20 protein-coding genes are annotated in these 21124 nt (G+C 71.3%); 13 read left to right on the forward strand and 7 right to left on the reverse strand.

What is annotated here, in order from left to right:
* Positions 1–107: 107 nt before the first annotated feature.
* The 3 genes from ABZ906_RS07600 (at position 108) to ABZ906_RS07610 (ending at position 4142) form a co-directional block, all read left to right on the forward strand.
* Entirely contained in the window at positions 108–2285 is a 2178-nt protein-coding gene (locus ABZ906_RS07600) for a PIG-L family deacetylase (protein ID WP_361378738.1), read from the forward strand.
* Complete coding sequence (locus tag ABZ906_RS07605) at positions 2285–3385, forward strand: acyltransferase family protein (protein ID WP_361378741.1); 1101 nt, start codon at positions 2285–2287, stop codon at positions 3383–3385. The genes ABZ906_RS07600 and ABZ906_RS07605 overlap by 1 nt, the downstream gene beginning before the upstream one ends.
* 331 nt (positions 3386–3716) lie before the next feature.
* Entirely contained in the window at positions 3717–4142 is a 426-nt protein-coding gene (locus ABZ906_RS07610; protein ID WP_361378744.1) for a pyridoxamine 5'-phosphate oxidase family protein, read from the forward strand.
* 27 nt (positions 4143–4169) lie between these two features.
* Here the strand turns inward: ABZ906_RS07610 and ABZ906_RS07615 are convergent, their stop codons facing one another.
* The 3 genes from ABZ906_RS07615 to ABZ906_RS07625 all read right to left on the reverse strand — a co-directional run bounded on the left by ABZ906_RS07615 (position 4170) and on the right by ABZ906_RS07625 (position 7255).
* Positions 4170–5336 carry an MFS transporter gene (locus tag ABZ906_RS07615; RefSeq protein ID WP_361381311.1) on the reverse strand — a complete coding sequence of 389 codons (1167 nt, stop codon included), beginning with the start codon at positions 5334–5336 and terminating at the stop codon, positions 4170–4172.
* A 192-nt stretch (positions 5337–5528) separates the two neighbouring features.
* Positions 5529–6158 carry a helix-turn-helix domain-containing protein gene (locus tag ABZ906_RS07620; RefSeq protein WP_361196241.1) on the reverse strand — a complete coding sequence of 210 codons (630 nt, stop codon included), beginning with the start codon at positions 6156–6158 and terminating at the stop codon, positions 5529–5531.
* 59 nt (positions 6159–6217) lie between these two features.
* Positions 6218–7255 carry a PHB depolymerase family esterase gene (locus ABZ906_RS07625; protein WP_361378747.1) on the reverse strand — a complete coding sequence of 346 codons (1038 nt, stop codon included), beginning with the start codon at positions 7253–7255 and terminating at the stop codon, positions 6218–6220.
* Positions 7256–7620: 365 nt separating this feature from the next.
* Here ABZ906_RS07625 and ABZ906_RS07630 point away from each other — a divergent pair, with 365 nt between their 5' ends.
* Positions 7621–7905: a cupin domain-containing protein gene (locus ABZ906_RS07630; protein ID WP_361378750.1), complete on the forward strand. Its 285-nt coding sequence runs from the start codon at positions 7621–7623 to the stop codon at positions 7903–7905.
* A 25-nt stretch (positions 7906–7930) separates the two neighbouring features.
* On the opposite strand, the gene ABZ906_RS07635 is transcribed toward ABZ906_RS07630, so the two are convergent.
* Positions 7931–8521 (reverse strand): helix-turn-helix domain-containing protein, encoded by a 591-nt coding sequence (locus ABZ906_RS07635; protein WP_361378753.1) that lies wholly within the window; start codon positions 8519–8521, stop codon positions 7931–7933.
* A 115-nt stretch (positions 8522–8636) separates the two neighbouring features.
* Between ABZ906_RS07635 and ABZ906_RS07640 the strand changes: the two genes are divergently transcribed.
* Both ABZ906_RS07640 and ABZ906_RS07645 read left to right on the forward strand, forming a co-directional pair.
* Positions 8637–9935, forward strand: a complete 1299-nt coding sequence (locus ABZ906_RS07640; protein WP_361378756.1) for an MFS transporter — start codon at positions 8637–8639, stop codon at positions 9933–9935.
* Between the two features lie 71 nt (positions 9936–10006).
* The gene (locus tag ABZ906_RS07645) at positions 10007–12619 is read left to right on the forward strand and encodes a glycoside hydrolase family 2 protein (protein WP_361378759.1); all 2613 of its coding nucleotides are present in this window, start codon (positions 10007–10009) and stop codon (positions 12617–12619) included.
* Here ABZ906_RS07645 and ABZ906_RS07650 read toward each other — a convergent pair.
* Positions 12587–13051: a GNAT family N-acetyltransferase gene (locus tag ABZ906_RS07650; protein WP_361378762.1), complete on the reverse strand. Its 465-nt coding sequence runs from the start codon at positions 13049–13051 to the stop codon at positions 12587–12589. The genes ABZ906_RS07645 and ABZ906_RS07650 overlap by 33 nt on opposite strands.
* Before the next feature lie 62 nt (positions 13052–13113).
* Entirely contained in the window at positions 13114–13995 is an 882-nt protein-coding gene (locus tag ABZ906_RS07655; protein WP_361378765.1) for an SDR family oxidoreductase, read from the reverse strand.
* Positions 13996–14101: 106 nt separating this feature from the next.
* Here ABZ906_RS07655 and ABZ906_RS07660 point away from each other — a divergent pair, with 106 nt between their 5' ends.
* The 6 genes from ABZ906_RS07660 (at position 14102) to nadE (ending at position 17970) form a co-directional block, all read left to right on the forward strand.
* Positions 14102–14680 (forward strand): helix-turn-helix domain-containing protein, encoded by a 579-nt coding sequence (locus ABZ906_RS07660; protein ID WP_361196227.1) that lies wholly within the window; start codon positions 14102–14104, stop codon positions 14678–14680.
* A gap of 87 nt (positions 14681–14767) precedes the next feature.
* Complete coding sequence (locus ABZ906_RS07665) at positions 14768–15637, forward strand: alpha/beta hydrolase (protein ID WP_361378768.1); 870 nt, start codon at positions 14768–14770, stop codon at positions 15635–15637.
* Positions 15638–15834: 197 nt separating this feature from the next.
* Positions 15835–16533, forward strand: a complete 699-nt coding sequence (locus tag ABZ906_RS07670; RefSeq protein ID WP_361378770.1) for a hypothetical protein — start codon at positions 15835–15837, stop codon at positions 16531–16533.
* A gap of 80 nt (positions 16534–16613) precedes the next feature.
* Positions 16614–16814, forward strand: a complete 201-nt coding sequence (locus tag ABZ906_RS07675; protein WP_361196222.1) for a hypothetical protein — start codon at positions 16614–16616, stop codon at positions 16812–16814.
* The gene (locus tag ABZ906_RS07680) at positions 16811–17035 is read left to right on the forward strand and encodes a hypothetical protein (protein WP_361378773.1); all 225 of its coding nucleotides are present in this window, start codon (positions 16811–16813) and stop codon (positions 17033–17035) included. The genes ABZ906_RS07675 and ABZ906_RS07680 overlap by 4 nt, the downstream gene beginning before the upstream one ends.
* A 104-nt stretch (positions 17036–17139) precedes the next feature.
* Positions 17140–17970, forward strand: a complete 831-nt coding sequence (nadE, locus tag ABZ906_RS07685; RefSeq protein WP_361378776.1) for an ammonia-dependent NAD(+) synthetase — start codon at positions 17140–17142, stop codon at positions 17968–17970.
* Positions 17971–17992: 22 nt separating this feature from the next.
* Here the strand turns inward: nadE and ABZ906_RS07690 are convergent, their stop codons facing one another.
* Entirely contained in the window at positions 17993–19513 is a 1521-nt protein-coding gene (locus ABZ906_RS07690; protein WP_361378779.1) for an alkaline phosphatase family protein, read from the reverse strand.
* 919 nt (positions 19514–20432) lie between these two features.
* Here ABZ906_RS07690 and ABZ906_RS07695 point away from each other — a divergent pair.
* Positions 20433–21101, forward strand: a complete 669-nt coding sequence (locus ABZ906_RS07695; RefSeq protein ID WP_361196214.1) for an ANTAR domain-containing protein — start codon at positions 20433–20435, stop codon at positions 21099–21101.
* Positions 21102–21124: the final 23 nt, after the last annotated feature.

Below are 21124 nucleotides of genomic sequence, written 5' to 3' on the forward strand. Positions count from 1 at the left end.
CCGGTTCGTCGGATTCAGATAAGGCAAGACCATCCATGCCCCCCGAAAAGCGCATTCTGGCGCGCGCAACGCGTCGCCATGTTCTCGCGGCCACCGTCCTGGGTGTCATGACGCCCGCAGGGATCGGCATAGGCATGGCCGTCCGCGCGCAGAGTGACCCCGGCAGCACGCCCGTCACACCTCACCAGTCACCCGACATGGACACGGCAGCCCCCTCGGGTACGTGGGCGGCCTCCGGGCCGCAGCCCGTGACCGAGGAAGCGGTCGTGCAGATCGTCGCGCACCCCGACGACGACCTGTTCTTCATCAATCCGGAGGTCGGGCAGTCGCTGCGCAGCGGTCGGCCCCTGGTCACCATCTATCTGACGTCCGGCGAGTCCAACGGCGTCAACGGGCCCCGGACGAGCGCGGGCCGGGGCATCGCCCGTCCCGCGCCCGACAAGCCCAAGTTCGCCAAGGCGCGGCAGAACGGCATTCGTGCCGCCTACGCGGAGATGGTCACCGGACAGCCGGGCCACCCCTGGCAGCGCTCGGTCATCGCGACCGCGGGCGGCGGGCAGGCGGAGCTCGACACCTTGCAGGGGTACCCCCACATCCAACTCGTGTGGACGCTGTTGCACGAGGCGGGCAGCATCTCCGGCGACCGCCCGCACAGCCTGCACGGGCTGTGGGAGGGGCGGGTCGGTGTGCTCGGCTCCCAGTTGGCGCAAGGTGGTGTGGTCACCCGCGATTTCTCGTACACCAAGGAACAGCTGATCCAGACCCTGGTCGGCTATCTGGAGCGGTTCGGGCCGACGCAGGTGCGGATGCAGAACCCGACGCCGGGGCGTCTGGACCGTAATCTCAAGTGCTCCGACCATCAGGATCACCGGTTCGGCGCCCGGTTCGTCCAGCAGGCACTCGTCCGGTACGCCGCCTCCGGATCGCGTCCGCACTTCTCCGTGCAGACCTACATGGGCTACTTCAACGGCGGTCTGCCCCAGACGCTCGACCCCGCTTCCGGCGCGTCCAAGGCGCGCACCCTCGAGACGTACGCCGGGGGTGATGCCCCGCACAACGCCTGCAAGGACGCGGCGGGCTGCGGTGACCTCAAGGTCGCCGCGAGCCCCAAGCCCCGCTGGTCGCACAGCATCCACCACGCCGGTGAGAGCGGCGCCGACTGGCTGCTCACCGGGAAGGGTGACAGCCTGTGGGCCTTCGCCGTACTGGACGGCCGGATCGCGCACTGGCACCGGACGGGCGGCAGCGGCGCGCGGTGGAAAGCCGGCCGGTGGACGGGGCCCGTGCTCCATGCGGAGACCGGAATGGATACCGGTGTGCGGCCAGTGTCCCTGCCCGACGGACGCATCGCCGTCTTCGGTACCCGCACGCTGCTGGGCGACCATCCGGCCGACTACCGCAAGGAAGTGGGATTCATCGTTCAGCAGGCCCCGGGCAAAGCCTTCGGTCCCTGGCAGTCGCTGGGCAGTCCGGAGCTGTCCGACGAGGTCGGTACGCACGACATCAGTGCGCCCGCGGCCGTGGTGCACGACGACGGCACGATGTCGGTGTTCCTGCGCGACAGCAGCCACCGGCTGACCGCACGCCTCCAGCAGCCGGACGGAACGTGGACACCCTGGCGCAGCCTGGGCGGCGAGGCGGTGCACGGCGATCCGGTCGCCGCGAGGGATCGCGCCGGGAGGGTCCACGTCCTTGCCGCCACCCCGCACAGCGTCCTGGCCTGGATCCAGGACCGGCCCGGTGCGCCGGTGCGCGGCCCGCTGGCCACCGGGCTTGGGGCCACCACCCTGCCGTTGACCCTCCGGTCGGACGGCGACGGTGTCCGGGTCTTCTACCGCGCTCCCAACTCGGGGAACGTGCGCTCGGCCCTCCTGCACGCGGACGGCCTCACCTCCTCGTCGGCGGGGCCGGGCCGGGTGCGCCGCTCGTCCGCCACGCACCCGTCGACGGCCGTCACCGAGCTCGGCGGGGCGGGCGGATACGGCCCGGTCAGTGCCGCCTCGGACGACTCGGGCAGTGTCCTGCTCGCGGCCCGGACCGCCACGGGCGATGTCGCAACGGCGTGGGGCTCGCCGGGCAAAGCCAGGAGCAAGCCGCAGTGGAACCACACCGGCGTCCTTCCGGCGGGTGCGCCGTCGGGCGCCGCGCTGGCGTCGGGCGGCGTCGCCCTCACCATGCTCGGCCTCGACGGCCGCCTGTACTGGACCCATGCCCCGCGCGGAGGAGGTCGCCTCGCTGCCTGGCAGCCGGTGGAGCCCATGACGGCGGGGAGGTCGAAGGCCTGATGCGGATGCCGATGCGTGTGCCGATGCGCACGCCCGCCGCCGACCCGCTCGACCTGCGGCGCCCGCGGGACAAGCCGGAGAGCCCGCACCCGCAGGACACGCGGGACCCGTTCTTCGACAACGCGAAGTTCCTGCTGATCGTGCTGGTCGCCCTCGGCCACTCCTGGGAACAGATCGTCAAGGGCACGCATGTGCTGCAGGCGGTCCACACTCTGGTGTACGCGTTCCACATGCCGGCGTTCATCCTGCTGTGCGGCTACTTCTCGCAGCGCTTCACCGGCCGCCCCGACCAGGTGCGCCGCCTGATCGAAGGGGTGCTGATCCCCTACCTCCTGTTCGAGGCGGCCTACTCCGCCACGAACAGCGTGGTGCGGGGCGAGCCGTACGCCTTCACTCCCACGGAACCCACTTACCTGTGCTGGTTCCTCATCGCCCTGTTCCTGTGGCGGCTGAGCACACCCGTCTGGCGGGCGATCCGCTGGCCCGTGCCGATCGCCGTCCTGCTCTCCCTCGCGGCGGGCCTGACGACGATGGGCTACGACCTGGCGCTTCCGCGCGTGCTGATGTTCCTGCCCTGGTTCGTCCTGGGCCTGCGCCTGCGCCCGGAGCACTTCGCCGTGCTGCGCACGAGGACCGCGCGCCGCTGTGGTGTGGCGGCGCTGGTCTGCGCGGGGGTGGCCGCGTACGTGCTGATCCCCGCACCCGACGAGCACTGGCTGTCCATGGACGCCGACTACACGGTGCTCGACGTGGGATGGCCGCGGTACCTGGCCGTGCGCATCGGCCTCTTCGCGCTCAGCGCGGTGCTGGTGGCCGCGTTCTTCGCCTGCGTCCCCCGCCGTCGTACGGTCTTCACCGCGCTCGGCGCCGCCACGATGTACCCCTATCTCCTGCACGGTCTCCTGATCCGCGCGGGCGAGGCCGCGGGCCTGTACCCGCTCCTCAAGAACCTCGGCGCGACCGGCCAACTCCTGCTGACCGTCGGCGTCATCACCACGGTGTTCCTGCTCTCGACTCCGCCGGTACGGAAACTGTTCCGTCCACTGGTGGAGCCCCGGCTGCCGCGGATGGCGGTGCCGGAGGGCGAGCGTTCGCGGTAGACACGACCCTGGTGCCGTGCCGTGCCGTCAGCATTCACCGCCCCACTTGGCATACTCCCGGGCCCCCGCGCCCGGGATCTTGACCCAGGTCTTGGATTCCGGCACCCGTGGCGATGCCCGGGGCCAGTAGGCCGTCACCGGCTGTCACGATCATTTTATTGATCATGTCGGTCTCTCCCCGTTTCGTGGTGGCCGGCAGACCGGCCGCGCGGCCCGTCGTGCCAGGCGTTGGCCTTGACCGTGGTCCGGGGCGCAAGGAGGTCTGGGGCTCGCCCGCAGGCTGGGCAGCTCTCGCGATGCCGTTGTCAGTAGCCGCGCCTACCGTCGATGCATGGCGCTTTCACGGGAAGAACGCGAGCAGTTCCTGGCCGAGCCTCATGTGGCCGCCTTCGGGGTCGCGGCCGGTGACGCGCGCGGGCCGTTGCTGGTCCCGATCTGGTACGCCTATGAGCCCGGCGGTCTGCCCTGGATCCTCACGGGCGTGAACTCCCGGAAGATGCAGCGGATCAAGGCCACAGGCCGCTTCAGTCTGATGGTGCAGCGCACGACGCCGACGGTCAGGTACGTCTCGGCCGAGGGGCCCGTCGTCGAGGTGGCCGAGCCGGCTGGTGGCGTTCACCGCGAGTTGGCGAGCCGCTATCTGGAGGGCGGCGCGCTCGACAGCTATGTGGCATGGGCCGAGGCCGAGCTCTCCGATCACGCCGTGGTCCGGATGCGGCCGGAGCACTGGCTCTCGGCCGATATGGGAGCGGGCTGAGCCGGGGACACGCGCGGTGTCCGGTTCTCAAGGCCGTGATCTCCGCGCGCCGAGAAGCGTTTGCGCCGTGCGCGAGCGGAGCCCCAGGGCGAGCAGAGGGCCCGCTGCCACCAGGACGGCGAGGGCCGCGTAGCCGGAGGTGAGGGTCGAGAGGGTGGCGACGCCGGCGACGAGCAGCGGGCCGCCCGCGTCACCGAGTTCGCGGCCCAGCTCCGCCGACCCCATGGTCTGGCCCATGCGTTCCTCCGGAGTGGACGCGGCCAGGGCCGCGAAGCCTAGCGGGGTGATCAGCCCGGTTCCGCTGCCGATGAGGGCGGCGGCCAACAGGACACCGGCCAGGCCGGGCAGCATGGCGGCCGCGAGGCCGGCGGCGGTGACGAGAAGGCCGGTGAGCAGTCCGGTACGTGCGGTCAGGCGCCCGGCGTCCAGGGCGCGGCCGGCCTTGGGCTGGACGACGGCGGCGGTGGCGGCCAGGACGGAGACGGCAGCGCCGGTGGCCACGGTGCCGAGCCCGGCCGCGGCTCCGGAGACGGGCAGGAAGCCCACGCCCACGGAGAGAGCGGCGGTGGCGGCGGCGAGCGCGGCGGTCGGCGCGAGGAAGGACGGGTCGGCCAGGCGGCGGGCGAGATCGGCCACGGTCTGCCGCTTGCGGGGCAACGGCGGTACGACGGGCACCGTCAGTGCGGCCCATACGGCAACGGCCACTGAGCACACGGCCATCACCGTGAACAGCAGGCGCAGACCACCCGCCCACACCAGCACGCCTCCCAGGAGCGGGCCCAGCGTGTAGCCGATGGACTTGTAGAAGCCGTAGCTGCCGAAGGCACGCCCTCGCTTGGCGGCGGGGTTGAGGCGCGCGACCATGGCCGAAGCCGAGGGGGAGAAGGCGGAGGCAGCCGCACCCTGGCCGAGGCGGGCGGCCCACAGCCAGCCGGGGCTGTCGGCGACGGCGTACAGCGCGGAGGCGCCGGCGAAGGCGATGAGGCCGCCCAGGAGAACGGGCTTGGCGCCGATCCGGTCGGCGAGCGTGCCGAAGACGGGCTTGAGCAGGACCTCGGCGCCGTCGTACAGGGCAAGCAGTCCGCCGAGGACGAGCAGGGAGGTGACCGCGTCCTCGGAGAAGCCGCCGAGGTTGGCGGCGATGCCGTGCGCGCCGAAGGCAGTGGTGAATCCGGCGGCGTACAGCGGCCACATGGTCCGCCGGGGGGCCGCGGTCATGGGCGGTGTATTCATGAGGCGTCCTCGCCGGTGGTGTGCAGCGTTCTGCTCCTCTTCCTCCGGCCCGGCCGGCGTGAACTTGCCGGGTGCGGATCTCCTTGGCGATCTCTTTTTCGAACTTGCCGCAGTCCGCCAGAAATTCCGCCCGGTCCGCCGAGCGGGCCGCTGTCAGTGCTCGCCGCGGCCGAGCCCCGCGGCGAGGCCGCCGGTGATGAAGTCGCGGTACAGGGCGATCACCCGTTCACGCGGGACGTCCGGGTTCGCCAACCACCAGCGGCCCAACTGCTCCCCCACGCCGCTGATGGCGTAGGCCAGGGCCAGGTCCTGCTCCTGGTCCCCGGAGGAGATGTGCCCGACCATCTGCGCGATCCGCTCGATGGTGTGCCGGCGCATCTCGGTCAGCTGTTCCGCGAGGTCCTTCGACAGGGCGATGCTCGGATTGAACAGCACCATCCACCGCTGAGGGTCTCTTTCCAGCAGCGAGAAGAAGACCTCGCCCGCCCGTTGCATGACGACCCCGATGTCGGCACCGGCCTCGATCATGATCTCGGGCTCGCGTACCTGTGACTCCAGTTCGGCCCGGGCCCGGCGCACGCACGCCACGTAGACGGCGTCCTTGGTCGCGTAGTGCGCGTAGACCACGGGCCGGGAGACCCCGGCCTCGCGCGCGATGTCCTCCATGGAGGTGCCTTCGAAGCCCCGGGTGGCGAACAGCCCCTCGGCCACGTCGAGCAACTGTGCCCCGCGCGATTCCCGGGACATACGGGTCCGGCGTTGCGGCTGCGCCTCGGTGTCCATCGGCGGCGGCCTCCCTCCCGGGCGTCTTCACGCCGGCGCTGCCTCGTGGTCGGTCCGGATCACGGAAGTGTCCGGGGGGCGGCGAAGTCCCACGCGACCCGGGCGAGGTCCGGGCCGTTGTTGTCGACGAACGCACCGCTGCCGGGACCGGGCCACCGGTGCTCCATGCCCGCGACGACAATGTACTCGACCAGCGAACGGCCGCCCGTACGCGGGAAGTAGCTCTTGTGCGTGTACGACTTGAGCCCGGGCGGGCTGACGTTGACGACCTTGTCGGCCTTGTCGTCCATCTGCCCGTCGAGGCGGCCGTTCATCGCCAGGTCGTCGATGGCCGCCCAGTGCGTCACCAGGCGGTCCGCCAGGAACGGCTTCACCACCTTGTCCTTGTCGCCCTGCACCACGAGCACCGGCACGGGCCGGGCCCTGCGTCCCATCTGCGCCCAGGCGCGCTTGGCCGTGTCGACGGGCCCGACCTCGTCGGGATCCTCGGGGTCCGCCTCGTTCACGGCGTACTCTGCGCCGGCTGCCGAGGTGACCGTCGCGAACATGTCGGGGTAGGTGACGCCCATGATGACGGCCGTACCCGCTCCGGAGGACGCTCCGTTGACGTGCACGCGCTTGGGATCGGCGTCGTAGTCGGACAGGACTTCCTTGACGATGCCCGCGATCATGGCGGGTTCGCCGTGCCCGCGCCGCTGGTGCTCCGGCTTGGCACCGCGCCAGCAGTTCATCGGAAGCCCGCTCAGGGTGTCCTGCGTCGGATAGACCACGAGGAACCCCTTCTCGTCTGCCAGGGCGTTGAGGTTCGTCGTGGCCTTCATGGAGTTGAGGCCGAATCCGGTCATCGCGCACCCGTGCAGGGACACCACCACCGGCAGCGGCCGGCCCGCGGCTTGGGCGGGCGGCACGTGCACCTGATAGCGCAGGGCACCCTCGGGGCCGCTGTAGCGCTTGGTGTGGTCCTCGGATTGACCGGCCGCGCTGCCGGGGCCGCCGGGGCCGGGTGCCGGTGCGGCGCCGGCGCCCGGCGCGGTCGCCACGGCGACAGACGTGGTGATCACGGCAGCCAGCAGTGCGGTCAGGGGGCGTCGTTTCATCCGGCGGCCTCTTTCTGCTCGATCTTGCGTCGATCGGATCCGATGGTCGTGGTGGGAACAGGCCGAGAGCGGCCGCCACGAAGGAGAGGGGCAGAGTCACGCGATGCCGATGTGCAGGCCCGCGACCAACGCCGAAGTCGCCCGCAGGCATACGTCGCCGCGGGAAGCTGCAGCGCGCTTACTTGACGTGGCGTAAAACGTAAGTAGGCATGGTGTAACTAGTCAATAGCGAGGACGTGTTGGGATGCGCGCACGGGCGGCCTCGACGGCGAATCGCCAGGCCAGCCGATTAACCTGCCCCGGCGAGCACTGCCCGCAAGCTGCTTGCGCAGCGCCTGGAGCCACCGGAAACAAGGAGAACGACCATGACCGCCTCAGCCCGCGCCACCCTTCAGCACGAGGACGAAAGGACCCGCGTGACCCGCTGGGACTTCGAACCCGGACAGAGCACCGGCCACCACGTCCACGCGTACGACTACGTCGTCGTCCCCGTCACCGACGGCCGCACTGACGTGATCAGCGCCGACGGCTCGGTCACCGCCTCGCAGCTCAGGGCAGGCGAGTCCTACACCCGCCCGGCCGGCGGCGAGCACGAGGTCGTCAACGCCGGCACGTCACCTCTCGCGTTCGTCGAAATCGAGTTCAAGTAGCCCGCGAGACGACGGGACCACCACATCAGTCGCGTACGGGAAGCGGGCTGTCGGGGCCCCGCAGCATCGCGATGATCCGGTCCCCGTAGTCCGCGGGCGCCGTGTCGTCGAGGCTGCCGCGTTCGTGGTCGCCCGCCATCCTGACGATCATGAGGGTGAGGTGGGAGGCGGCCGCGTTCCACAGCTGGTCCCTGCCGCTGCGCTCGGCGATCGCGTCCTCCAGCAACACCTGTTCGCGGTGCAGGATGTCCCACAAGCGCGCCCTCGGCCCCGGCGCGTGGTCCAGTTGGGCGCGCAGCCGGCGGACCGCGGCGCGCCGCTCCGGGGTGCGGTCGAGGATCGCGTGCACGGTCCAGCCGAGCGAGACCGCCACGTCCTCGCCCGCGGGCCGGGCCCGGAAGAGGGCGGCGTAGGCGCCGACGTCGCGTTCCACCGGGTCGAGCAGGATCGCGTCCTTGTTGGCGAAGTACCGGTAGACCGTGGAGATCGCCACCTCCGCCCGTTCCGCGACCTGCTCGATCGTCGCCGCCTCGTATCCGTCGCGCTCGGCGAGCGTGAGCATCGCGTGGTGAATCGTCTCGCGTACCCGCTGCGCCTTCTTCTCCCTGAGTCCCACGGGGAGATCCTATCAAAGTGAGAAGACTTCTCGATTGACAAGCCTTCTCAATATGCATAGCTTCCCATCGTCCCGCACGGAACAGCGCGCATCTCAGCCGCGCGAAGGAGTGCCGATGACGATGACCCCTGCCCCTCCCGCCGTCGGGTCGAAGGCACCCGACGGCCAGGCCACTCCCCTGCGCCGGTTCGTGCCGGCGCTCCTGGCCACCCAACTCGGCTTCTGCATCGCCGTGTTCACCCCGCTGCAACTACTGCTCGCCCTGCGCCTGGACGAGATGGCCGGCGACGGCGCCAACAAGGCCTTCGGTCTGGTCACGGGAATCGGCGCCCTGTGCGCCCTGCTGTCCAACCCCATCGCCGGCCGGGCCTCCGACCGCACCCGGGCCCGCTTCGGCCGACGGCGCACCTGGATGCTCACCGGATCGCTGGCCCTGGCGCTGGTGCTCACGGCACTGAGCGCGACCACGGCGGTCTGGCAGGTCGCCCTGCTGTGGAGCCTGGCCCAGGTGGTCGGCAACTTCCAGTTCGCCGCGAACAACGCCATCCTCGCCGACCAGATCCCGCCCGCACGGCGCGGCGGCGTCTCCGGCCTCGTCGGCGCCGTCGCCGCGATCGGCCCCCTCGCCGGGATCGGCCTCGCCAACACGTTCCCGGCAGGCGGCTCCCTGCAATGGCTGTCCGTGGCGATCGCGTCCGTGGGCCTCACGGTCCTCGCGGTGCTGCTGCTGCGCGACCCGCGCAGCACGGCGCCGAAACCACCGCTGAATCTGCGCACGCTCCTCGGCACGTTCTGGTTCAACCCCTGGCGGCATCCGGCCTTCGGCTGGGCCTGGCTGGTGCGCTTCCTGATCATGGCCACGCACGCCGCCGTCGGCTACACGACCCTTTTCCTGATGCAGCGTTTCGACATCTCCAAAGGCGACGTCGGCTCGGTCGTCCTCGGCATCAGCGCCGTCACCCTCGTCTCCGTCGCGGCCGTCAGCGTCATCGCCGGCTACCTGTCCGACCGGCTGCGGCGGCAGCTGCCGTTCGTGGTGTTCGCGGGCCTGACCGCCGCACTGGGCCTGGTGCTGATGGCGGCGGCGGACAGCATCGCCGCCGTCTACGTCGCCTCCGCGGTCCTCGGCGTCGGGACCGGCACCTTCCTCGCCGTCGACCTGGCGCTGTGCGTACGCGTGCTGCCCAGCGCGGAGGACGCCGGCAAGGACCTGGCCATCATCAACATCGCCAACTCGCTGCCGCAGTCCCTCGTGCCCTTCGCCGCGCCCGCGCTGCTCGCCATCGGCGGCTATCCGGCGCTGTTCCTGACGCTGGCAGCGCTCGGCCTGCTCGGCGCGGCGGCCATCTTGCGGGTCCCGGAGATCGGCCGCGAGGCCGCGCCCGGCCGGGCCGCCCCGATCACCCGCACCTGAACCAGCTGACAGAAAGACGCGATCCGGAACCGCCCCCCCCGGACCGCCCGAAGCCGGAAGAAGGCAAGACCGTGCAGATCAACGATTTCGAGGTGCTCGGCACCGCACTCGGACAGGACGCATCCGCCCTGCCGGCCGACGGCTGGCTGCCCGCCGAGGTGCCCGGCGGCGTCCACGAGGCGCTGCTGGCGGCAGGCCGCATCGAGCACCCGTACTGGGATCGCAACGAGGACGGCGTCCGCTGGATCGAGGAGCGGGAGTGGTGGTTTCGCACCTCCTTCGAGGGGCCTGCCGCCCTGGCCGGGCACGAGCGGGCGCTGCTGGCGTTCCTCGGCCTGGACACCGTCGTCGACCTCTGGCTGAACGGGCAGCCGCTGGGCCATCACGAGAACATGTTCCGGCCCGCGGAGTTCGACGTCACCGGGCAACTGCGCCCGCACAACACCCTGTTGCTGCGCTTCTCACCGCCGTTGCGGGGGCTGCAGGTGCCTGCCTCGGCCACCGAGCTCTATCAGCGCTTCCGTGCCCTGGTCGCCGGATCAGTCGCCGGATCAGCGGCCGGGTCCGACACAGGGGACACGGCGCGGGAGGACGCCGCCGCCAGCGCCTCACAGCTGCGCGGTCTTGCCACTGGGCGCCGCAAGCCGATGTTCTCCTGGGGCTGGGACTTCGGACCGCGGGTGCCCTCGATCGGCATCAGCCGGCCGGTCGAACTGCGGGTGCAGCGTACGGCCGCGCTCACCGGACATCATGTTCGTACGGCGGCGATCGGCGCGGACGGCTCGGCGCGCGTGAACGTGCGGGTGGAAGCCGACGCGTTCGCCACCGACGCCCCGCTGACCGCGCGCGTCGAACTGGCCTCGCCCTCGGGCCGCCGTACCGGCGTTGACCTGCCGCTGACCGACGGAACGGCACACGGCAGCATCACCGTCCCCGACGCGCAGCTGTGGTGGACGCACGATCTGGGCGACCCAGCCCTGTACGACGTGACGATCACGCTGCTGGACGGCTCCGCCCGCGAGACGGTCCTGGACCGCACGAGCGACCGCGTCGGACTGCGCATGCTCACCCTGGACCGCGGCGCCGATCCCGAGGGCGGCCGCCTGTTCCACTTCCTCCTCAACGGCCACCCCGTCTTCGCCCGCGGCGCCAACTGGGTGCCCGCGGACATGCTGATCAGCTCCGTGACCGCCGACCGCATCGAAGACCTGGTGCACCTGGCCCGGGACGGCGGCATGAACATGCTGCGCGTGTGGGGCGGCGGCAGCTACGAGCAGGATGCCTTCTACGACGCCTGCGACGCGCAGGGCCTGCTGGTCTGGCAGGACTTCATGTTCGCCTGCGTCGACTACCCCGAACGCGACACCGCGCTCGCCGCCGAGGTCGCCAAGGAGGCCGAGTACCAGGTCAAACGGCTGCGCAACCACGCATGCCTGGCGCTGTGGTGCGGCAACAACGAAGTCCAGGCGATCCACGGCGTCGTCTACCGCGACTACGAGCCGGGCAACTGGGGCCACGACTTCTTCCACCGCGTCCTGCCCGCCGCGGTGGCGGCGTTCGACGGGGCGACCCCGTACTGGCCGGGCAGTCCCTGGGGCGAGGATCCCGACGAGGGCTGGATGGCGGTCAACGGCGTGCGGGACGGCGACCGGCACGCCTGGGAGGTCTGGCACGGCCTGACCATCGGCCCCGACAAGCCCGCCTTCGACAGCGTGGGCCAATCGCGCCACTACCGGCGCTACGCCGAGGACCGCGGCAAGTTCATCAGCGAGTTCGGCATCCATGCCGCACCCGAATTGGCCACGCTGCGCCACTGGCTGCCCGCGGACCAACTGCACGTGCACAGCCCGTCCTTCGACCACCACAACAAGGACAACCCCAAGGACAAACACGACGCCGTACTGGAGATCGTGACCGGGCTGCCCGACACCATCGAGCAGTACGTGGACTTCACGATGATCTCCCAGGCCGAAGGCCTGAAGTTCGGCGTCGAGCACTACCGCCGCCGCGCCCCGCACTGCGGCGGCACGCTGGTGTGGCAGTTCAACGACGTCTGGCCCGGCTTCAGTTGGTCGGTCATCGACCACGACCTGGTCCCCAAGGCGTCCTACCACTATCTCGCCCGCGCCTACGCGCCCCTCCTGGCGAGCTTCCGCCGCAACGGCGACGCCCTGGAGCTGTGGCTCAGCAACAGCGGCCGCACCGAGGTGACCGCCGACGCGACCGTCACCGTCGCCGGACTCGACGGCACCGACCACCTGCGCCAGGACGTCACCGCGACCCTCGCCCCCGGCGCCTCGGCCGCGGTCTGGCGGGCGAGCGGGCTTGAGCTGACCGCGGACCGATACGCCTGGGTGGACAGCCCGGACGGCGCCTTCCCCTCGAACCGGCTCTTCTTCGCGGAGATCAAGGACATCCCGTTCCCCGAACCCGAACTCCACGTCAGCGCCCGCACGTCCGGCCCGCACACCGCGACCCTGACCGTCACCGCGAAGGGCTTCGCCTACTTCGTCCACGCGCTGACTCCGGCGCCGGGCGCCCGCTTCGACCTCAACTACGTCGACCTGCGCGACGGCGACAGCGCCACGCTCCACGTCAGCGGCCTGCCCGCCGGTTTCGACCCGGCCTCGATCGAGGTCCGCGCCTGGCGGTCAGCTGACGGGCCGGCGGTAGATCTGCCGTGACCCGCCTTCCGGTCCCGGCTCCGCCGCCTCGGCCGGGGTGAAGCCCAGCCGCTCGTAGAAGACGCGGGCGCCGCTGGCAACAGCGCCCGGGTGGTCGGCGCCGAAGGTGATCACCTCGATGGTGCCCGGCCCGCGCACGAACCTGCGTGATGCCTCGTCCATCAACGCGCGACCGACACCTGTGCCGCGGCCGCTCTCCCCCACCACCAGCCAGTCGACGTGAAAGACGGGCGCCTTCGCGTCGAAAAGCAACCCGCCGATGAGGTCCGATTGCGCGGAGAGGGCGATGAGCGCCGTCGACCGGCGGATGTGCTCGCGCACGGCGTCATGGAAGCCGGGTTCCTCGACCATCGGGCCGAACCAGTGCTCGACTTGGGCCGCCAGGGCGAGAAAACCCGGAAGATCACGCTCCTGCGCGAGTCTGATGATCACCCGAGCAGTCTGGCAGACGCGTCGTGCGCGACCTGATGCGACCGGATGCGGTCGGCGGCCGGTCAGGCCTTGATGTTCTCCAGGTCCTCAAGGAGGCCGGGGTGCTTCGGCTCCCAGCCCAGGGCCTGGCGGGTATGGGCGCTGGAGGAGGGCTGGTCGGTCGCGAAGATCGGGCCGATGGGGCCGTACGTCTGCTCCGGCACCGACTCGACCGGCAGGCCGAGCCGTCGGCCGATGACCGCGGCGATGTCCCGCACTTGGTCTCCTTCGTCGGCCACGGCGTGCCACACGCTGCCTGCTTCGGCCTCTTCCAGGGCGAGCCGGAAGAGGACCGCCGCGTCGAGTGCGTGGACGGCCGGCCAGCGCTGGGTGCCGTCGCCCGGGTAGCCGGACACCCCGGTCCGGCGGGCGGTTTCGGTCAGCAGGCCGGCGAATCCGCCCGCGCCCTCGTTGTGGACCGTGCGCGGCAGGCGTACGGCCGTACTGCGGACCCCGCGCGCGGCAAGGTCCAGGACCGCCGTGACCGCGAGGCCGCGACCGCCGACCGGTCCGTCGGTCGGCACCGGGTCGGCTTCGGTGGACAGACGGCCCGGCGCATGGGGCGTACCGGAAACGGTCACCAAGGGGCGGTTGCTGCCGACGAGTTCCTCGCCGAGGGCCGCGAGGGCGGCGCTCTCCTCGGCGACGTTCCGCGCGAGGGCTTCGGGGCTGCTGAAGTCATTGCCGAACGCGAGGTGGACGACCCCGTCGGCCTGCGCGGCGCCGGCCCGCAGGACGTCCAGATCGGCCAGGGCTCCCCGGAGCGGCTCGGCGCCGGCCGCCTCGGCGGCGCGCGCGGAGGCGTCGGAGCGGGCGAGTGCGAGGACGGTGTGGCCGTTGCTGAGCAGTTCGGCGACGACGGTGGACCCGATCAGACCGGTGGCGCCGGTGACGAAGACACGCATGCAGATCCTCTCCCAACCGATGGGAAGCGATGAAAGTGATGGGACTCTTGTCCCGTCACACGCTACCAGGTGACGGGACAAGAGTCCCATCACATATGCTGGCCCCATGGGTAGGTGGGAACCAGGCGCACGCGAGCGCCTCGTCGTGGCCGCAGTCGACCTGTTCACCGAGCAGGGGTACGACGCCACGACGGTCGCGCAGATCGCCGAGCGGGCCGGGGTCACCAAGAGCACTTTCTTCAGGCACTTCCCCGACAAGCGCGAGCTGCTGGTCGCCGGACAGGAGACGCTGAGCCGTCTGCTGACCGAGGGCATCGCCGAGGCCCCCGCCACCGCCACCCCGCTGGAAGCGGTCGCCGCCGGTCTCGAGCGCGCGTCGAGCGCGATGGGGCCCGAGAACCGCGAGCTCGCCCCGCGCCTGAAGGAGGCCGTCGCCGCCAGCACCGAGCTGCAGGAGCGCGACGCCCTCAAGACCGTCAGCCTTGCCGCCGCGATGACGGCCGCCCTGGTCGCCCGCGGCCTGCCCGACCCGACCGCGGCCCTGGCGAGCGAACTGGGCGTGCTGGCCTTCAAGCGCGGCTTCGCCCAGTGGTCGGAGGGCGAGAGCGACGGCAAGGACGAACTCGCCGGATACGTCCTTGCGGCCCTGGACGAACTGCGCGCCGTGAGCGCGTCCCTCGGCTGATCGGACCCGTCCGCCCTGGAGTGGTGGCGCGCTTCCGCGACGGGGCTAAACCGATGAGTTTCCGGGGCGGGGCCCGTCTGTACGGGTATGGAGACGCACACACTCACCACAGCCGGCGCGGACCTCGTCTACGACGTTCGCGGGCCGCTGCCGACCACTGACGGGCGCCCGCCGCTGTTCATGATCGGGCAGCCCATGGACGCCACAGGTTTCGCCGCGCTCGCGGCGCGCTTCCCCGAGCGGACAGTGATCACCTATGACCCGCGCGGGCTGGGCCGCAGCAAGCGCAAGGACGGGCGGGTGGAGCACACGCCGCAGATCCAGGCCGACGACGTGCACGCCGTCATCGGGGCCCTGGGGGCCGGACCGGTGGAGATGTTCGCCAGCAGTGGCGGAGCGGTCACCGCGCTCGCGCTAGTGGCCGCGTATCCCGCCGATGTGACCACCCTGGTCGCGCACGAACCGCCGCTGATCACCCTCACGCCGGACGGCCCGGCGGCGCTGCGTGCGCGGGACGACCTCCGGGAGGCGTACGAGAAGCGGGGATGGGGAGCCGGGATGGCCACGTTCGTGGCCATGACCTCGTGGGAGGGCGAGTTCACCGACGCGTACTTCGCGCAGCCCCCGGCCGACCCCGCCGCGTTCGGGATGCCGACCGAGGACGACGGCTCGCGTGACGATCCGCTGCTGTCCGACCGGTCATGGGCCATCAGCAGCTATCGGCCGGACCCCGAGGCGATCGCCGCCGCGCCGACCCGCGTAGTGATCGCGGTGGGCGAGGAGTCCGCGAACGTACAGACCGGACGCACCTCTGAGGCGACCGCCGAGCTGCTCGGGCAGCGGGTGACCGTGTTCCCGAGCCATCACGGCGGTTTCCTCGACGGGGAGTTCGGATATCCCGGAAAGCCGGACGAGTTCGCGCATCGACTGCGCCAAGTCCTCGACGGCGCCTCATGAGCCACCCGCGGGACGAGTGATTGCCGAATACCGCAGGGACCGGACCACGCATCGGTTCCCTCGGTCTTCCGGCCGTGCGCTGCGCACGGCCGGAAGACCGAGGGATACGGGCGGTTCACGTCGGCACGCCGTCCGGCAAACCGTGCATCCGCCGTGCGCCGAGGGCGGGGGATACTGCCGGTATGGAGCCCGACCCCTTGGACAGTGAATCCGCGGCCGTCGAGGGACCACGCCCCCCGGACCCGCACGGGCCCGCGCCCCACTCACAGCAACAGCGGGCCGATGAGCGCGAGCACAGCGCCGATGACCGGGAGGCGGTCGCCGACGAGCGCGAACGCATCGCCGATGAACGCGAAGCCGCCGCCGATGAGCGAGAGCGCGCCGCCGATGAGCGGGAAGCCTTCGCCGATGGGTGGCAGACCCAGCTCGCCGGCCGGGAGAAGCGCCTGGACGAACGCTCCCGGGCTTCGGGAGAGCCGACCGTCAGTCTTCAGCAGCGCGCGTACGAGGAGATCGACCGGGCACAGAGCCTGCTCGCGGCCAGCCAGGACCGCTTGACGCGGACTCGGGCCGCGGTCGACCGCTCGGCCTCGGCGAACCGACGCGAACAGGGAACCATCGACCGGGAAACGGCCATCTCCGCAGCGCGAGCAGAAGCGCAAGGGCCCTCGGTCCGGGCCCTGGAGGCCGAGACGTCCCGGCTGCGGGATCATGCCGCGGCCGCGCTCGAGAAGCTGGCCGAGGCCGAGGACGCGCTGGCCGACGCCCATGCGCAACACAACCGAGCCGAGCAGGCCGCGCAACACCGCACCTACGCCGAGCAGGCCCGCACCGCGGCCCGCGCCGTGCCCGACGACAGCGCCCGACGGCCCGACTCCGGCCAGGACCGCACCTGACAGCGGGCGCGCTCCGCCCCGTCGGGACAGGCGAAATCTCCGGCTCGCATCGAAAATCGAACACATGATCTACTGAGGGTATGGCGTCCACTGACCACACCCCCGACATCGTCGAGACCCAGCGCGACTGGAACCGCACCTACACCGCCCTCGCCCAGGCCCCCGCCACCGACAACACCGCTCTGCGCAGGCGCCTCATCGGGCTGTCCCGCCGCCTCTTCCGACACGTACCCCGAACCCAGCTCGCCGACCTGCGCCGCCGCACCGAGGAACGGCCATGACCCGTCGCTCGTGGGACATCACCGACCGGCAGCAAGCGGTCCTGGCCTGCATCCGCGCGCATATCCGCGACCAAGGAGAGGCCCCCAGCGTCCGCGAGATCGGCCGCGCCGTCGGCCTTTCCAGCCCCTCCTCCGTGCTCTACCAGCTGCGCCGCCTCGAACAGGCCGGGGCCGTCGTGCGAGACCACGGCACCGGCTGGCGCAACTACCGGCTCGGCTGACGACCGCCGGGTGCAGGGGCCTGTCGGGCGGGCCGCGGCACCAGAGTGGCCCGTGAAGCTAGGGTCGTGCACAGCACATCGTGAACCGGAACCAAGGAGCAGACGTGAGCGAGCCGGCGTCCAACGCCCTGCAGCAGGAGATCGCCCGGGACCTACAGGTCGCCCAGACCTTCGAGGCCGAGGAGGAGATCGAACGCCGGACAGCCTTCCTCGCCGAGCGGCTGACCTCGACCGGTCTGCGCTCCCTGGTCCTCGGCATCAGCGGCGGAGTCGACTCCACCCTGGCCGGCCGCCTGTGCCAGCTGGCCGTCGAGCGGGCCAGGGCCGCCGGGCACGAGGCGCGGTTCTACGCGATGCGGCTGCCCTACGGGACCCAGGCCGACGAACACGACGCACAGCTCGCGCTCTCCTTCATCCGGGCCGACCACGTGCTGACGGTGGACGTCCGGCCCGCCAGCGACGCCGCGCTGCAGGCCGCGCTGGCCGCCGGAGTGACCTTCCGCGACGCCGCCCACCAGGACTTCGTCCACGGCAACATCAAGGCCCGCCAGCGGATGATCGCCCAGTATGCGGTGGCCGGTGCGCAGGACGGCCTTGTCGTGGGCACCGACCACGCCGCGGAGGCGCTCACCGGCTTCTTCACCAAGTTCGGCGACGGCGCCGCGGACCTGGTTCCGCTGACCGGCCTGACCAAGCGCCGGGTGCGCGCCGTCGCCGAGGCGCTGGGCGCGCCCGCCGCGCTGGTGTGGAAAGCGCCGACGGCCGACCTGGAGTCCCTCGACCCGGGCAAGACCGACGAGGACGCGCTGGGCCTCACCTACGACACCATCGACGACTTCCTGGAGGGCAAGCCGGTCGACGAGCAGGCCTTCGAAGCGATCACCAGCCGCTACCGCCTCACCGACCACAAGCGCCAGCTGCCGGTGGCTCCCTGAGCGGCCGCGCCCTTCGCCCGGTTCAGGAAGCGGTGATCGTGACCCCGTCGATCACCCAGTACCAGTTGTTGCCGCCGGTGTAGCGGAAGCGGACCCGGGCTTTGCGGGCGCCTGCCGGGACCCGGAGGGTGATGTTCTCGACGACGGAGGGGGTGTCCGCGGTGTACGTCTTCACCGTGACCGGGGCCCCTTCGTCGTACGAGACGAGCACCTCGCCCTTCTGCGGGGCCTCTTGGCGGTAGTACGTCGTGTAGGTGAGGGTGGCCCGGCTGCCGCCCTTCACGTCGTACGAGGGGCTGACCAGCGTCGAATCGAAGGTCCCCGCGAAAGACTTGTCCGTCCACTCGTCGCCGTCGGCGACCGCGAACACGTTGCGGGCCCGGATGTTGAGCTCGCGCCGCTGGTCGCGCTCGGCCTTCGTCCAGAACTCGTCCGTGGTGAAGGACCAGCCGCGCCATTCGGTGATGCCGCCCGTGCCCATCGCGGAGTTGTCGATGCTCCAGCCGGTGGGCGGGGTGCGTGTGAAGCCGATGACTCCGGCGCCGATGCCGCTCTCGTCGACGGGCCCCGTCAGTTTGTCGCGCAGGGCGTCGAAGGCGTCCGGCGCGGGCTGCTGCACGGGGCGCCCGTCCAGGCCCCACGCCGGGTCGATCGCGATCCCCAGGTGAGCCAGCGCGCTCGCGGCGATGTCGGGCATGCGCACGTCGTGGCGGACCGAACCCGGTGTGACCGTGCCGCCGGTGGCGATCATGAAGGTCTGGCGCTCGGGCCAGCTGGAGCCTCCGTGGCCGCCCGGGTCGGTGTGCCCGTGGTCAGCGGTAATCATGATGAGCCAGTCCTCGGCGCCGTAGGTGGCACGGGACTTGACCGCGTCGACGATCTGGCCGACCCGGGCGTCGGCGCCGTGGATCGCGTCGAGGTAAGCCTGGCTCGCGGCGCCGCTGTCGTGCCCGGCGTGGTCGATGTCGTCGAGCTGGACGAAGACGGCGTCGGGGTTGCCGCCGGTGATCTCGGCGACGGCACGGGCGGTGGTTCCCGTGTCGTACTCGGCCGAGGGGGTGGACACCCGCGCATCGACCTTCGCGGAGAAGATGATGTCGGTGATCGGGTTCCAGGACACGACGGCGTAGGTGCGCAAGGACGGCTTCGCGGCCTCGATCCGGGTCAGGAAGTCCGGGTAGGCGGCGAGGTTGTGCCCGGTGAACTCGTTGTTGACGACCCGGTGCTTGTCGGGCCACACGCCCGTGATGAGCGTCGACCAGCCGGGGCCCGACGAGGTCGGCGCGAGCGGCTCGGCGTAGATGCTGCTCGGCGCGGTCAGGCCCGCGCCCATCAGGCTCTTGAGCGCGGGAGCGTCGGCGTCCTTGATTCTGCCGAGCAGGGCGCCGTCCAGGCCGATGACCAGGACCTTGGGTGTCCTGGCCCGGTTCGTGGCGAGGGCCGGTGCGACGCCGGCGAGCGGGCCGGCGGCGGCGAGGGCCGCGGCCGAGACGAGGAGCGAACGGCGGGATACGCCCTGACGGGATATGCCGTGCGACGACACGTGTTCCTCCATGCGGGGAGAGCGGGGCGGTGGCTGCGCAGCCCAACGCCCCAGGACATCCTGGGGCGTTGGGGCTAGACCTGTTACCGTTTCGCTATCCTGGCGCATGCGGCCGAGCAGGCACCAGGACTCCTCGGGTGAACACTTGGATCAAGTAGTGAACCCAGCCGTGAACGGCCGGTTTCCCGTGACGACGCGTGCGCGGGGGCCAGTTGCGGGGGCCGTGCGTCTTCGGCCTGCGCGGGAGAGAAGGACGCGGCCGCCGACGGATCGCTCGGTTCGGCGGCGGCCGCACCGGTGCGGGGCATGGCTCCCCTTTTCCCTCGCACCGGTGTCCCCACGGGCCCGGGGGCGCGGGAGTGGCCCCGGACCGGGAGGTGAGGACGTCCGGGCCGGGGCTGCGTTCGCTGCAGAGCGTGGTCCCGGCCGCTCAGGGGTAGTGCCTCACCGCGCGCCCGGGGACTGGGGGCAGAGTAAGGGTGCCCGTCCGACGAGACGGTATGCGAACGTGATTGAGCGGAAGCGGCCCTACTGCGCTACGCCGGGATCGGTAGGAGACCGCACGCGGACGCGGCGTGACGCGGACACAGCCATGGACGCCGACGAACTCCCGCATGGTCGACGCCCACAGCCGGGCAGCACCGACCGTGGAGGGGAGCCATCGCGGGCGGTGCGCCCTGCCCCCACTGTCCTCCCCCGCCGGCGCCCGGACCCGCGAAGGCTTACGCATTTCCTCTACGCCACAAGGCACCTCAGCACGAGACAGCCACTCCACCGGAACGACCCGTACAGGTCCGGACCGCCTCACGAAAGCGGCACCCCCTCAAGGCCGTACCCAGTAACCTTCCCCGTACGGAAAGTAACTGTCTTGCGCGGCGGTTACCCCTTCGACGCGCAAGGCCCATCGATGGAGCACCAGATGTCCGTGCAGCAACTGCTCGACAGCATGGAGCAGGTGGTTGATGCGGGCGAGCGCCGCGTGTGGGCGGTGCAGTGCGCGCATGCACTGGGGCTGGACGGGATCGCGGTCTCCTTTCGGTGGGGCGCGGAACTGATGTGGTTCAGCGACGACATCAGCGCCCGGCTGGAGGACGCCCAGTTCACCCTGGGGCAGGGCCCCGCCCTCACGGCGGACTTCAGCGAAGCTCCGTACCAGGCGGCGGACCTGGACACCGGTGAGCGGTGGCCGCAGTTCGCCGCCGCCGCTCGGGTCCTGGGCGTGCGGGCGGCGTTCGTCTGGCCCATCCGGTCGGGGGCGGCGCGGTTCGGTGCGCTGACGGGGTACCGCAAGAGGACGGGACCGCTGACAACACTGCAGGCGGCGGACGGGCTGCGGGTGGCCGACGCACTGACCGGCCGTCTGCTCGCCTGGCGATCGGGCGCTGTCATCGCTCCCAACGAGCCGGGAAGAGCCGGCGTCGTCGACCTGCACTGGGCCGAGGTACACCAGGCCACCGGCGTGCTCAGCTGCCGGCTCGGCGTGCCGGTGGAAGAGGCGCTGGTCCGGCTGCGCGCCCGGGCCTTCGCGACCGGCAGGCCCCTGACCGAAACCGCCCGCGAGGTCCTCCAGCGGGAGTTGCCGTCCTGAACCGACCGCCCGGCGCGGGCCCC

Source organism: Streptomyces sp. NPDC046925, assembly GCF_040644915.1.
In the GTDB taxonomy this organism is placed as follows: Bacteria; Actinomycetota; Actinomycetes; order Streptomycetales; family Streptomycetaceae; genus Streptomyces.